This is a genomic window from Streptomyces sp. NPDC022552 (genome assembly GCF_055561875.1).
In genome coordinates, this window is record NZ_JBVHGJ010000003.1 from 460,964 (window position 1) to 473,471 (window position 12,508).

A 12,508-nucleotide genomic window follows, 5' to 3' on the forward strand; every position below is an offset into this window, starting at 1 on the left:
GACTCGGCACCGCACACCGTGCCCATGCCCCTCGTGAGGCAGGGCGCGAAGCGCCGTCCCCCTTCGTTCAGCGCGCGGACCCGACGAAACGTCACTGGTTCACAGACACCGCACAGGGGTCCGGGCCCGTCCGTGCAGCAGCAGATAGAAGCGCTGTACGGATTCCTCCGGACCTGTCTCGAATCGGTTGACGACCTTTCCGAGCGGGTTCCAGGCACGCCCGTCGGGCATCCGTATCCCCACGGGCTGACGGAAGAACTCCCGCTGCCCCTCGTCGAAGTCCACCCACCGCGCGCCCGCCCGGCGCACGATCACCTCGCCGGTGTACGCGCCGAGGCCCTGGAGGATGCCGTCGACCCGGCCGCGGTCGGGATGGTCGCGGCGCAGTCCGTCGACGATGAGGTCGACCAGACGGAGGCTGGCCACGGAGTAGTCGAGCGGCAGCCGGTTTCGGGCCGTGAGCCGCTCGACGACATGGGACACGTAGGCGCGCATTCCGTCGGCGGACGGCATGGCCGGCGCGTTGTCGGATTCCCGGTACATGCCCAACCAAGCGACCGATGGGGCGCAAGTGTCACAGGTGGCGGAGGTGGCGCTTGTCACACCGTCAGATCGGTGACCGCCTCTCCCTCCGCCCGCGGGGCGGCGAACCAGCGCCAGGAGGTGAGCCGTTCGCGCCCCGGGAGCTCGCCGCGTCCGGTGGCCCACAGCAGGGTCGGCCAGCGGTCCGTGTCCGTGGGGGCGCCGGGGAAGAGCCGGGTGAGCACCTGACCGCACAGGCCGGCCGGCGCGTGGAACGGGACGCCGAGCCCGGCGGCGATGTCATGGGTGTGGACGAGCGTCTCGACGATGCCCATGGCGGCGAAGCCCTCGGCGTCGGAGAGACCGAAGCAGTGGTACGCGCGCCGGTCCGCCGGAACCGTGCGGACGACGGCGGTCAGCAACGCGCCGCAGGACTCCAGGACCTGGAGCAGCCCCGCGGTCCCGGCCCCGGGGTCGGCGTACGTCACGTTGGCGGGGCCGCCCTCACGGCGCCGCTCCCAGAGGAAGGGCACCTCCGTGCCGAGCGCCGGCGCGTCGAGGCCGAGCTGGGCGGCGTAGGCGAAGAGGTCGTCGGCGAGGTGCTCGACGGTCTCCCAGCAGCTCCAGGTCAGGTCGCCGGCGGGGCGCTGCCAGTCGGCGGCTGTGGTCGTGGCGGCGGCGCCGCGGAGGGTGGCCAGGGAGAGGCGGACGGCGTGCTGGAGATCGTCGGCGGTGATGCCGGGTGCGGTGGGGTCGCTCGTCGTCGTCATGGCGATCATCATGACGTCCGCCGGACTGTCAACCGAAAGTTGACACCCCTGCGCTGTCAACCTAGGGTTGCCTCTATGACGAAACCAGTCGGCAAGACCATCCCCGTCCGGCTCGACGACCTCATCGAAGCGATCAAGAAGACCGACACCGACGCGCTCGACCAGCTGTCGAACGCGGTGATCGCGGCGGACCACCTCGGCGACGTGGCCGACCACCTGATCGGCCACTTCGTCGACCAGGCCCGGCGCTCCGGCGCCTCCTGGACCGACATCGGCCGAAGCATGGGCGTCACCCGCCAGGCGGCCCAGAAGCGCTTCGTCCCCAAGGACCCGGACGCGGAGAAGATGGACGCGAGCGCCGGGTTCAGCCGCTTCACCCCCCGCGCACGGAACGTGGTCGTGGCCTCCCAGAGCGAGGCCGCGGCCGCGGGCAACGCCGAGATCGGCACGGGGCACGTGGCCCTCGGCCTGCTCGCGGAGCCCCAGGGCATCGCGGTGCACTGGCTGACCACGCAGGGCGTGACGCCCGAGGCGCTGCGCGAGGCGGTCACCCCGACGCTGCCGCCGGCGGCCGAGGAGGTGCCCGCGCTCATCCCGTACGACGCGGCGGCGAAGAAGGTCCTGGAGCTGACCTTCCGCGAGGCGCTCCGGCTCGGACACAACTACGTCGGCACCGAGCACATCCTGCTGGCGCTGCTGGAGTTCGAGGACGGCGAGGGTCCCCTGACGGGCCTCGGCCTCGACAAGGCGCGGGCGGAGGCGGACATCGCGGCGGCGCTCGAGCAGATCTCGATCAAGCCGGCGGAGTGACGGCGAAGCGATGACGGCCGTGGCCGGGTGCCCCAGGGGGCGCCCGGCCACTCGACCGTCACGGGAGGACACGTACGAGACCGTGCGCGGCGGCCCTCAGGCCGTGCGGGCGCGACGGGAGACCACCGCGCGGAGCACCCGGCCGCCCTCCGTGGAGAGTTCGCGGGCCCGGCGCAGACCGGTCGGCCCATGGGCGACCGATTCGAGGACGGTCTCCTGCCGGCGCAGTTCGCCCGCGAGGAGCGGGCCCGCACCGGCCCCGTCCCCGGCCCGGCAGCGCGCGATCGAGGCGTCGGTGACCTCGGCCGCGTCGTACCGGCCGTGCAGGGCCAGCGCGGTGACCGAACACCCCGAGGCCCACTCCCGCAGCGGCCCCTCGGCCCACTCGACGGGCGCGGCGCGCAGCATCTCCCGTACGAGATCGGCCGCAGCCCCGTCCCCGGCGTCGCCGCCCAGCTCGACCCGGGCCTTGGCCATCGCTTCGCCCCAGGCTCCGCCGTCGCCTCGCGCGACCGCCGCCCAGACAGGCCGCAGCACCTCCCCGCCCTCGGGGGCGAGCAGCGGCAGACACCGGTCCAGGCAGGCGAGTCCGGCGGCCGCCAGACTCCGTTCGTCGGCGCGGTCGATCAGTTCCAGCAGGCTCATCGGGGCCTCCCGTTGCGGACGCAGTACTTCCCTTACTGCGTCACTTGGCGCGATTACGTCACTACGCGGCCGGAATCATGCCAGTGGCCTTCGCGTGCTGCATAGAGGTGAGACGGCGAACGAAGCGGATCGCGAGGGCGATCGCGACGATGTCCAGGACGGCCGCTCCCATGAGGAAGCCGGCCCCCGCCGCGAACTCCTCGACCGTGTCGGCGTCGTCGTACACCGCGCTCGCGAACAGGCTCATGACATTCGTCAGGACCCAGAAGGCCCACCACCAGTTGAGCACGGCGAACGACTCGCCTTCGCCCTTGCCGTCGCCGTACGGGTCCCGGCGGCTCGCCCGCCAGGTGCCGACCGCGACACTCCGCGGCCACCAGAGGCTGGCGATCGGGACGAACCACGCACCGATGGCCCAGCCGGGCCCGCCACGGTGCACATCGGGCGCGAAGACCCCTGCGTTCTTGCGGACCCGGTGGAACCAGACGATGAAGACGACGGCGAGCGCCAGCTGGACGACGACCTGGAGCGCCGACGCGACGTCGACGCCCATGTGACCGAACCCCGCGGGGTCCGGGTGGTCCTTCAGGCTGCCGGTCATGAGGAGCCGTACGTCGACGGCCGCGGCGAAGAGCGCCACATCGGCCACGGCGAGCGCTGCGAGCAGCGCGACCACGGCGTACGACAGACCAACGGGATTGCGGAGCATGACGGAGCGGCCCCCCACGGATGAGCGGCGCCTCTCCCGAGGCGCAGGGCGGCCGGGCGGCCGCCGCGCTGGGGACCGTACGCGGTGCGGAAGATCCGCGTCCACGGGGAGACCGCGGTCAGCCCCGCACCTTCACCGCCAGCTCCTGGAACTGGGCCCAACTCATCGTCGGCGTCCGCGCGTCCCACAGCTTCTGCGCCGTCGCCGTCAGCGGCATCCGGATGCCCTCCGCCACCTGCGCCTGCGTCTGCGCCTGGGAGAGATCGCACCAGACCGCGAACCGGCCGCCCAGGATCTGGGGTCCGTACCGCGCCGGCACGGGGGTCGTGCCGCGCAGCACCAGCGGGGTCCACTGCTCGTAGATGCGGCGGCCGGTGGGGTACGTGAACTCGTTCGGCTCGCCGAGGACGTAGTACAGGAACTCGTCGTTGAGGTTCACGACCTTGCGGCCCTCGGCCAGGTACTCGGTCGGCGGCCGGGCGCCGATCTCCTTGCCGGTCCAGTACTCGACCTCGATGTCCTTGTCGGCGTGGACGACCCCGCCCCGGAAGAAGCCGTCGTTCCAGGCCTTCGCCACCTTGCCCTCGTCCCGCACCACCGCGGCCCGGTCGTTCAGCCAGCCCTCCGCCAGGTCCTGCACGCGCGCCTGGGGGCCGTACTTCTCACGCGCCGCCGTCGCCAGCTGCGGATAGGAGGTCTCCGGGGAGCGGACGGTCAGCGCCTGGTACTCATCGGCGCCGACGTGGAACCAGCCGCCGGGGAAGAGGCCCGCGTACTCGCGCAGCAGCTCGTCCAGGAGTTTCGCCGAGGCGGGCTTGGAGATGTCGATGGCGCCCTGGCGCGGCACGCCCTGGACGTTGCGCAGCTGGAGGTCCGGGTACGCGCGAAGGACGGCGCCGAGATGTCCGGGTGAGTCGATCTCGGGCACGACGGTGATGTGCAGGGTCTGCGCGAGGGCGAGGATCCGGCGCACCTCGGCCTTGGTGAGGTGCTGGGCCGAGACGATCTCGGGGTGGGTGTCCGAGGCGATCCGGAAGCCCTGGTCGTCGGAGAAGTGCAGACCGAACTGGTTGAGCTTGAGGTCCGCCATCTCGCGCAGCCGCGCCTCGATCCACTCCGCCGTGAAGAACTTCCGGGCGATGTCGAGGTTCAGCCCGCGCTGGGGCTTGGCGGGCGCGTCGGTGACGGTGCCCTCGGGCATCGCTCCCGAGCCGTTCACCGACTGCTTGAGGGTGCGGGTCCCGTAGAAGACCCCCGCCTGGTCGGGGCCGGTGATCCTGACCCGGTCGTCACGGGTGGTGAGCGTGTACGACTCGGGGGCGCCCTTGCCGCCGAGGGCCAGCTCGATGTCGCCCGCGCGGGCGGCGACCGCCCCCCGGTAGGCGATCTTGAGTTCCCCCGCGAGCAGCCGGCCCTCGTCGGCGAGGCCCTCGCTGCCCGCGGCGACGACGACACCGGCCTCGGGCGTGGGGCGCCAGCCGGGTCCGCGGGCCGCCTCGTGGGACCGGACGGCGGGGACCGTGAGCGGCGCGGTGGAGAGCGGGTACGTCCGGGTGGGCGTGGGGCTGGGCGGCGGCGTGCTCGTCGGCGCGCTGGTGACCGAGGACGGCGTACCGGCACCTGGGGTGGGGCCGGAGGACGCGCCGTCGGAGCAGGAGGTCACGGTGACCAGTGCCACCGCGGCCGCGAGGAGGGTGGGGCCCGCGTGGGGCCTTCGTATGGCGTACCGCATCATTCGGCATCCTCCCTCAGACGGCCGCGTGCGGCCATTCGGGGCAGGTTCTCGACCCCGGAACGTCACGGACACGTTCCGAAACTCTCCCTTCCGGGTGAAATTCGTGCATCCTTCGGACAGTTCTCGCACCCCGTCGATAACGTTGCGTCACACCCACCCCATCTTTCCCGGAGTCCACGCTGACCAGCGACACCCGCGCCCCGTCCCGGAACCGGGACCTGGGCTCCGCCGCGACACCCGCCGCGCCGCCCGCGACGTCTCCGACGCCCACGGGCCCCGCGCGTCCCGCGATACCTGCCCAGCAGGGCGATCCCCGGCACGCCGCCGCGCGCGCCACGTCGGCGACACGCACGGTGACCGGCGCGCCGGGCGACCCTGCCGGCCCCGCCACGCCCGACGGCCCCGCCACGCCCGACGGTCTCGCGCGTTTCAACGCCGCCCCGGCCGACGTCGCCGAGGAGCTGCTCCTCTCCTGCTGCCACAGCCCCCGCTGGGCCGAACGGGTGACCGCGCACCGCCCGTACCCGACGCTCGACGCGCTGCTCGCCGCCGCCGACGAGGCCGGTTACGACCTGCCCGCCGCCGACCGCCAGGAGGCTCTGGCCGCCGAGTCCTCCGCCGCGCCCCACCCCGACGCCCCGCCCGCCGCGCACACCGCGCTGCGGGCCGCCCACGCCGCGTACGAGAGCCGGTTCGGGCACGCCTTCGTGATCAGCCTCGACGGCGTACGCCCCGGCGAGCGCCTCGACCAGGTGCTCGCGGGCATCCGGTCCCGCCTGGCCAACGAGCCGGACGAGGAGCGGGTGGTCGCCGCCGACGAGCTGCGCCGGCTGGCCCGCGCCCGCGTCGCCCACCACATCGCGGCACTCGCTCCCGATCCGGCGCTCGCCTCCGGCGCGGCGCCCTCTTCGGCGCAGGCGTCCGGAATACGGCGATTCGGGCCGTCGCGATAGCCCGTCCGTGCCACTTTGATCACACCTATGGACCCCGCGCGAGCGAACCGACAAGTCGTCGCTACGATGACCGGGGCCGGTGGACCGTACCCGGCCGGGTCAGACCGACACTGAAGCCGGCCGACCCTGATCCCCGCTCCCGGAGGGTTTTTCCGTGCCGGCTGGAACGCTGTACCGCGGCCGGGAAGGAATGTGGTCCTGGGTGGCTCATCGAGTCACCGGCGTCCTCATCTTCTTCTTCCTGTTCGTACACGTGCTGGACACCGCTCTCGTCCGCGTCTCCCCCGAGGCGTACGACGACGTGGTCGCCACGTACAAGACGCCGATCGTCGCACTCCTCGAGTACGGCCTGGTCGCCGCCATCCTCTTCCACGCGCTGAACGGCCTGCGGGTCGTCGCGGTGGACTTCTGGTCCAAGGGCCCGCGCTACCAGAAGCAGATGCTCTGGACCGTCGTGGGCATCTGGGTCGTGCTGATGGCGGGCTCCATCTACCCCGTCCTCGGCCACGCCGCACGTGAACTGTTCGGGAGCTGACGCCAGACATGTCTGCTGACACCACTTCCGCGATCGGTCCCGTCGAGGGCGCTTCCTACGACGTGGACAACCCGGCCCCGTACATCGAGGCCCCCCGCAAGCGCACCGGCAGGACGCCGCGGGCGACGCGAGGCAACTTCGAGATGGCCGCGTGGCTCTTCATGCGCCTCTCGGGCATCGTCCTCGTCGTCCTGGTCCTCGGCCACCTGCTGATCCAGCTCTTCCTCGACGGCGGCGTCTCCAAGATCGGCTTCGCCTTCGTGGCCGGCCGCTGGGCGTCCCCGTTCTGGCAGGTCTGGGACCTGCTGATGCTCTGGCTCGCCATGCTGCACGGCGCCAACGGCCTCCGTACGGTCATCAACGACTACGCGGAGCGGGCCAACACGCGCCTGTGGCTCAAGGGCCTGCTGTACACCGCCACGGTGTTCACCATCCTTCTGGGCACGCTGGTGATCTTCACCTTCGACCCGAACATCCGCTAGGCACGGGGCTGAGGTAATCCACGTCATGAAGATCCACAAGTACGACACCGTCATCGTCGGCGCCGGTGGCGCAGGCATGCGCGCCGCCATCGAGGCGACGAAGCGCAGCCGCACCGCCGTGCTCACGAAGCTCTACCCCACCCGCTCCCACACGGGCGCCGCGCAGGGCGGCATGGCCGCCGCGCTCGCCAACGTGGAGGAGGACAACTGGGAGTGGCACACCTTCGACACGGTCAAGGGCGGTGACTACCTGGTCGACCAGGACGCCGCCGAGATCCTGGCGAAGGAGGCCATCGACGCCGTCCTCGACCTGGAGAAGATGGGCCTGCCGTTCAACCGGACCCCGAACGGCACCATCGACCAGCGCCGCTTCGGCGGTCACTCCCGCAACCACGGCGAGGCCCCGGTCCGCCGGTCCTGCTACGCCGCGGACCGCACCGGCCACATGATCCTCCAGACGCTGTACCAGAACTGCGTCAAGGAGGGCGTGGAGTTCTTCAACGAGTTCTACGTCCTGGACCAGCTGATCACCGAGGTCGACGGCGTCAAGAAGTCCGCCGGTGTGGTCGCGTACGAGCTGGCCACCGGTGAGATCCACATCTTCCAGGCCAAGGCAGTGATCTACGCCTCCGGCGGCACGGGCAAGTTCTTCAAGGTGACCTCCAACGCGCACACCCTGACGGGTGACGGCCAGGCGGCCTGCTACCGCCGCGGTCTGCCGCTGGAGGACATGGAGTTCTTCCAGTTCCACCCGACGGGCATCTGGCGCATGGGCATCCTGCTGACGGAGGGCGCCCGCGGTGAGGGCGGCATCCTCCGCAACAAGGACGGCGAGCGCTTCATGGAGAAGTACGCGCCGGTCATGAAGGACCTCGCGTCCCGTGACGTCGTCTCGCGCTCCATCTACACGGAGATCCGCGAGGGCCGTGGCTGCGGTCCCGAGGGCGACCACGTCTACCTCGACCTGACGCACCTTCCGCCGGAGCAGCTCGACGCCAAGCTCCCGGACATCACCGAGTTCGCCCGTACGTACCTCGGCATCGAGCCGTACACGGACCCGATCCCGATCCAGCCCACCGCGCACTACGCCATGGGCGGCATCCCGACCAACGTCGAGGGTGAGGTCCTGGCGGACAACACCACCGTCGTCCCGGGCCTGTACGCGGCCGGCGAGGTCGCCTGCGTGTCGGTGCACGGCGCCAACCGTCTGGGCACCAACTCGCTGCTCGACATCAACGTCTTCGGCAAGCGCTCGGGCATCGCCGCGGCCGAGTACTCCGCCAAGAACGACTTCGTCGAGCTGCCGGAGAACCCGGAGTCCCTCGTCGTGTCGCAGATCGAGAGGCTGCGCAACTCCACGGGCAGCGAGCGGGTGGCCGACATCCGCCGTGAGCTCCAGGAGACGATGGACGCCAACGTGATGGTGTTCCGCACCGAGCAGACGATCAAGACGGCCGTCGAGAAGATCGCCGAGCTGCGCGAGCGCTACGAGAACGTGTCCATCCAGGACAAGGGCAAGCGCTTCAACACGGACCTCCTGGAGGCGATCGAGCTGGGCAACCTGCTCGAGCTGGCCGAGGTCATGGCCGTCTCGGCCCTGGCGCGCAAGGAGTCCCGCGGTGGTCACTACCGCGAGGACTACCCGAACCGCGACGACGTCAACTTCATGCGCCACACCATGGCGTACCGCGAGGTCGGCGACGACGGCTCCGAGACCGTCCGTCTCGACTACAAGCCGGTCGTCCAGACCCGCTACCAGCCGATGGAGCGTAAGTACTGATGGCTACCCCCGTACTGGACAAGGTCGAGGCGGAGTCCGCCGCCTCCCCGTACATCACGGTCACGATGCGGATCCGCCGCTTCAACCCCGAGGTGTCGGACGCGTCGGTCTGGGAGGACTTCCAGATCGAGATCGACCCGAAGGAGCGTGTGCTCGACGCCCTTCACAAGATCAAGTGGGACGTCGACGGCACGCTGACCTTCCGTCGCTCGTGCGCGCACGGCATCTGCGGCTCGGACGCGATGCGGATCAACGGCAAGAACAGGCTCGCCTGCAAGACGCTGATCAAGGACATCAACCCCGAGAAGCCGATCACCGTCGAGGCCATCAAGGGCCTCACGGTGATGAAGGACCTCGTGGTCGACATGGAGCCCTTCTTCCAGGCGTACCGGGACGTCATGCCGTTCCTGGTCACCAAGGGCAACGAGCCGACGCGTGAGCGTCTGCAGTCGGCCGAGGACCGTGAGCGCTTCGACGACACCACCAAGTGCATCCTGTGCGCCGCGTGCACGTCGTCCTGCCCGGTCTTCTGGAACGATGGCCAGTACTTCGGCCCGGCCGCGATCGTCAACGCGCACCGCTTCATCTTCGACTCGCGTGACGAGGCGGGCGAGCAGCGCCTGGAGATCCTGAACGACAAGGACGGCGTGTGGCGTTGCCGCACGACGTTCAACTGCACGGACGCCTGCCCGCGTGGCATCGAGGTCACGAAGGCGATCCAGGAAGTGAAGCGCGCGCTGATCACGCGTCGTTTCTGACCGTTCCACGGCCGGAGGCCCGTTTCTGTACGCTGCGGCGTGCGGGAACGGGCCTTCGGGTTTTCCATGTCCGGATCGTGTGTCCGAAACACTTCGGGGAGAGCGGGGATTGATGAGCGAGCCGAACCCTTACGCGGACGGTGAGTACAAGTGGGGGCCCGACCAGCCGGGAGTGCCCGGATACGGCTATCCGCAGGGGACGCCGGGTTACGGGTATCCGCAGGCGGCGTCCGGGCCTTCGTACGAGCCGACCATGCCGGGCCTGCCGGTGCCGCCGCAGTATCCGCCGGTGAGTCAGGGCGGCGGCGGGGCACCGCTGTTGAGCATCGGGGACATCACGGTCGTCGGGGACCAGATCATCACGCCGGCCGGTGCGATGCCGCTCAAGGGCGCCGTGTGGAACGCGATGGACATGTCGCGGACGGAGGAGAAGATGCCCACGGTCGCGATCGTGCTGGCCGTCATCTTCTTCATCTTCTGCCTGCTGGGCCTGCTGTTCCTGCTGATGAAGGAGAAGCAGACGACCGGCTTCATCCAGGTCTCGGTCACCAGCGGCGGTCGGCACCACTCCACGATGATCCCCGCGACCGGCCCGGACACCTTCCACTGGGTGATGAACCAGGTCAACTTCGCGCGCTCGCTGAGCGTGTGAGCACCGGGCGCGAGGGGCGAGCGGGAGGCGCGTGAGGGGCGAGTGCGGGTCGACGCCACGGTCGGAGTGACGGTCGGTCCGGGCCTCCAGGGGATCGCGTCAGGGGTCCGCCCGGGTCGGGCCGGGGTCCGACCCGGGGTGTCCCCGATGGTCCGGTGGCGCCGGGGGCGGGATGATCTCCACCGCCTCCGACGTGTCGCGCTTCATGAACGCACAGGAGCTGGACCGCGTCCTGCGGATCGTCGGGGCCGGGTTCAGAGGGTACGAGGAGCGCCGGTGACGCCGTCCGGCTCCTCGGCGACGATCATGATCCGGCGGAGCATGTCGTTGAGCAGCGCCCGTTCCTTGTCGTCGAGGACGCCGAGCAGCCGCTCCTCCTCGTGACCGAGGACGTCCATCGCGCCGAGCCAGGTCTCCCGGCCGGAGGCGGTGAGTTGGACGACGACGCGGCGGCGGTCGGTCGTGGACTGCGTACGGCGGACGAAGCCCCGCTTCTCCAGGGCGTCGAGGCGGCCGGTGACCGAGGCGGGGGCGAGGTCGAGGTCCTGGGCCAGTTCCGAGGGGGCGGCGCTGCCGCCGCGGCCGGCGAGCTTGTGGAGCGTGTCGAACTCGTGGCGTTCCAGCTCGAAGTCGACGAGGGACTGCTCGCGGACCCGCCGCAGATGGACGGAGAGCTTCTTCATACGGGTGACGGCGCCCTCCACCACCGGGTCGAGGCCGGGCAGGACGGGCTGCCAGCGGGCCACGTGTTCGTCGGTCCAGTCCCGCCGCGTGGGCCCTGTGGGTTCGGTCGGCTCCATGGGTCGATCGTACGTCGCCGTCCATGATTGTTCGGTGCCGAATATTTCGTTGACGAAGCATTCGATACCGAAATACGGTTTCTGTCATGCCCACCGCCTCCTCCGGCACGGACACCGTGCCCACGCCGCCACCCGCCCCCGTCCCCCATCCCCTGCGGACCCGCTCCTTCCGGCTCTTCTTCACCGGCCGCGCCCTCTCGCTCCTCGGTGACGCCGCCATCCCCGCCGCGCTCGCCATCGCCGTCTGGGAGGCCACCGGATCGAGCTCCGCGCTCGCGATCGTCCTGGCGTGTGCGATGGTCCCCAAGCTGCTCCTGCTGCCCGTCGGCGGAGTCGTCGGCGACCGCTTCAACGCCCGTACGGTCGCCCTGACCACCGACGTCGTCCGCTGCGCGACCCAACTCCTCGTCGGCGCCGAGCTGCTGAGCGGCGACCCGTCCCTCTGGGTCGTCGCAGGCGCCGAAGTCGTCGGCGGCGCGGCGAGCGCGTTCTCGATGCCCACCAGCTCCCCGCTGATCACGGGAACGGTGGCCCCCGAGGCCCTTCACCGCGCCAACGCCGCCATGGGCGTGGCCAAGAGCGTCACCCGCCTCGCCGGACCCGCCCTCGCCGGCACACTGATCGTCACCGCGGGTGCCGGCTGGGCGTTCGTCCTGGACGCTGCCACCTTCGCAATCAGCGCCCTGCTGCTGCTCGCCGTACGGGTCGAGCGCGTGCCCGTCCCCCGCAGTTCGGTACTCACCGACCTCAAGGAGGGCTGGCAGGAGGTCAGGTCCCGCGACTGGTACTGGACCAGCCTCATCGGGCACAGCGCCTGGAACGGCGCCGCCGCCGTCCTGATGACCCTCGGCCCGGCGATCGCCCTCACCCATCTCGGCGGCACGACCGTCTGGGTGGTGTTCCTCCAGGTCGGCGCGGTCGGCTTCCTCCTCGGTGCGCTGCTCGCCGACCGACTGCGCCCCCGGCGCCCCGTCCTGACGGCGAACCTCGGTCTCGCCGTGTACGCCCTGCCGCTCCTCCTGCTGGCCGTCCCCGCGCCCGCGCCGCTGACCATCACCGCCTACGGGCTCGCCCAGGTCGGTCTCGGCTTCCTCACCCCGGTCTGGGAGACCGCCGTCCAACGGGCCGTCCCGGCCCACGCCCTGGCCCGCGTGGGCTCCTACGACTGGCTGCTCTCCCTCGCCGCCATGCCGCTCGGCTACGCCCTCGCACCGATGGCCGCCTCCGCCTGGGGACCGGAGGTCCCCCTGATAGCCGCCGCGGTCGTGGTGGCCGGCTGCTGCCTGGGGACGGCGCTGGTCCCGGGGGTGAGGAAGTTCGGCTGAGGGCCGGGGTGGCGCTGTCAGTGGGGTCCCCT

At 70.9% G+C, this 12,508-nt stretch carries 14 protein-coding genes; 8 read left to right on the forward strand and 6 right to left on the reverse strand.

The annotated features are described in order from the left end of the window. Positions 1 to 99 precede the first annotated feature (99 nt). The gene (locus tag ACZ3OF_RS11895; protein ID WP_361667835.1) at positions 100 to 543 is read right to left on the reverse strand and encodes a hypothetical protein; all 444 of its coding nucleotides are present in this window, start codon (positions 541 to 543) and stop codon (positions 100 to 102) included. Positions 544 to 599: 56 nt separating this feature from the next. Beyond that, the gene (locus ACZ3OF_RS11900; RefSeq protein ID WP_361667832.1) at positions 600 to 1,292 is read right to left on the reverse strand and encodes a DinB family protein; all 693 of its coding nucleotides are present in this window, start codon (positions 1,290 to 1,292) and stop codon (positions 600 to 602) included. 75 nt (positions 1,293 to 1,367) lie between these two features. Between ACZ3OF_RS11900 and ACZ3OF_RS11905 the strand changes: the two genes are divergently transcribed. After that, the gene (locus ACZ3OF_RS11905; protein WP_361667829.1) at positions 1,368 to 2,102 is read left to right on the forward strand and encodes a Clp protease N-terminal domain-containing protein; all 735 of its coding nucleotides are present in this window, start codon (positions 1,368 to 1,370) and stop codon (positions 2,100 to 2,102) included. A 96-nt stretch (positions 2,103 to 2,198) separates the two neighbouring features. Here the strand turns inward: ACZ3OF_RS11905 and ACZ3OF_RS11910 are convergent, their stop codons facing one another. The 3 genes from ACZ3OF_RS11910 to ACZ3OF_RS11920 all read right to left on the reverse strand — a co-directional run bounded on the left by ACZ3OF_RS11910 (position 2,199) and on the right by ACZ3OF_RS11920 (position 5,191). After that, positions 2,199 to 2,747, reverse strand: coding sequence for a hypothetical protein (locus ACZ3OF_RS11910; RefSeq protein ID WP_361667827.1), 549 nt, complete (start codon positions 2,745 to 2,747; stop codon positions 2,199 to 2,201). Positions 2,748 to 2,808: 61 nt separating this feature from the next. Further along, positions 2,809 to 3,456, reverse strand: coding sequence for a DUF4328 domain-containing protein (locus ACZ3OF_RS11915; RefSeq protein ID WP_361667825.1), 648 nt, complete (start codon positions 3,454 to 3,456; stop codon positions 2,809 to 2,811). A gap of 118 nt (positions 3,457 to 3,574) precedes the next feature. Then, positions 3,575 to 5,191, reverse strand: a complete 1,617-nt coding sequence (locus ACZ3OF_RS11920) for a beta-N-acetylhexosaminidase (RefSeq protein ID WP_361667822.1) — start codon at positions 5,189 to 5,191, stop codon at positions 3,575 to 3,577. Between the two features lie 353 nt (positions 5,192 to 5,544). Here ACZ3OF_RS11920 and ACZ3OF_RS11925 point away from each other — a divergent pair, with 353 nt between their 5' ends. The 6 genes from ACZ3OF_RS11925 to ACZ3OF_RS11950 all read left to right on the forward strand — a co-directional run bounded on the left by ACZ3OF_RS11925 (position 5,545) and on the right by ACZ3OF_RS11950 (position 10,351). Beyond that, a complete protein-coding gene (locus tag ACZ3OF_RS11925; RefSeq protein ID WP_361667819.1) occupies positions 5,545 to 6,144 on the forward strand; it encodes a 2-oxo-4-hydroxy-4-carboxy-5-ureidoimidazoline decarboxylase in 600 nt (199 codons plus the stop codon). A gap of 154 nt (positions 6,145 to 6,298) precedes the next feature. Continuing rightward, complete coding sequence (sdhC, locus tag ACZ3OF_RS11930; RefSeq protein ID WP_361442776.1) at positions 6,299 to 6,679, forward strand: succinate dehydrogenase, cytochrome b556 subunit; 381 nt, start codon at positions 6,299 to 6,301, stop codon at positions 6,677 to 6,679. 8 nt (positions 6,680 to 6,687) lie between these two features. Next, positions 6,688 to 7,161, forward strand: coding sequence for a succinate dehydrogenase hydrophobic membrane anchor subunit (locus ACZ3OF_RS11935; protein WP_361667817.1), 474 nt, complete (start codon positions 6,688 to 6,690; stop codon positions 7,159 to 7,161). Between the two features lie 25 nt (positions 7,162 to 7,186). Further along, on the forward strand, positions 7,187 to 8,941 hold the full coding sequence (gene sdhA / locus ACZ3OF_RS11940) for a succinate dehydrogenase flavoprotein subunit (RefSeq protein ID WP_361667815.1): 1,755 nt from the start codon (positions 7,187 to 7,189) through the stop codon (positions 8,939 to 8,941). Next, a complete protein-coding gene (locus ACZ3OF_RS11945; RefSeq protein ID WP_331907562.1) occupies positions 8,941 to 9,699 on the forward strand; it encodes a succinate dehydrogenase iron-sulfur subunit in 759 nt (252 codons plus the stop codon). Before sdhA ends, ACZ3OF_RS11945 begins: the two co-directional genes overlap by 1 nt. Before the next feature lie 112 nt (positions 9,700 to 9,811). Further along, the gene (locus ACZ3OF_RS11950; protein ID WP_361667812.1) at positions 9,812 to 10,351 is read left to right on the forward strand and encodes a hypothetical protein; all 540 of its coding nucleotides are present in this window, start codon (positions 9,812 to 9,814) and stop codon (positions 10,349 to 10,351) included. A 254-nt stretch (positions 10,352 to 10,605) separates the two neighbouring features. Here ACZ3OF_RS11950 and ACZ3OF_RS11955 read toward each other — a convergent pair whose 3' ends face one another. Further along, positions 10,606 to 11,151 carry a MarR family winged helix-turn-helix transcriptional regulator gene (locus tag ACZ3OF_RS11955; RefSeq protein WP_467304266.1) on the reverse strand — a complete coding sequence of 182 codons (546 nt, stop codon included), beginning with the start codon at positions 11,149 to 11,151 and terminating at the stop codon, positions 10,606 to 10,608. A gap of 86 nt (positions 11,152 to 11,237) precedes the next feature. Here ACZ3OF_RS11955 and ACZ3OF_RS11960 point away from each other — a divergent pair, with 86 nt between their 5' ends. Then, positions 11,238 to 12,476: an MFS transporter gene (locus ACZ3OF_RS11960; RefSeq protein ID WP_361667806.1), complete on the forward strand. Its 1,239-nt coding sequence runs from the start codon at positions 11,238 to 11,240 to the stop codon at positions 12,474 to 12,476. Positions 12,477 to 12,508 lie beyond the last annotated feature (32 nt).